1 protein-coding gene is annotated in these 463 nt (G+C 44.3%); it reads right to left on the reverse strand.

Annotated elements, in window-relative coordinates:
• Nucleotides 1–217: 217 nt before the first annotated feature.
• Nucleotides 218–463 (reverse strand): hypothetical protein (locus V6B97_RS17145; RefSeq protein ID WP_333507716.1); only part of this gene is annotated, 246 nt, incomplete at its 5' end.

Consider the following 463-nt stretch of genomic DNA (forward strand, 5'->3'; position numbering starts at 1 on the left):
TACTGCAGAAGAAGATCCAGATTAATACACAAACAATATAAGATGTATTAATCGTAGGAAGTGTAGAGATTAAGACAGAGATAGAGTACACAAGGACACAACATTCAGCATAATTCAAGAGCACGCCCGATTATTTACTAGAAGATGAAGCAATTGGCATGGCTGCCTTTTCATCTTCCGATATTATAATATAAATATTAGCAATCTATGGCATTGCTCAATGGCCGCATTTGCAGTCGGTGCAGGTGCAGCCAGCTCCGCACTTGCACTTGCCGTCGTTCTCAGCGGCTGCTGGAGCATCGTCGTAGCTCATCACAGTCTCGGTGATTTCAATGCCATAGCTGTTTCCCTTCTTCACGCATTGGCTCTTATCAGCGCAGTCGCAGTTGCCGCAGGAAGACATGGTGAAGAAAGAAAGCTGTGCTTGGACAAAGAAAAGGATCGAAGTGATTCGAGAAAGAAC

The organism is Nitratidesulfovibrio sp. 1201_IL3209 (genome assembly GCF_036763125.1).
GTDB lineage: Bacteria > Desulfobacterota > Desulfovibrionia > Desulfovibrionales > Desulfovibrionaceae > Cupidesulfovibrio.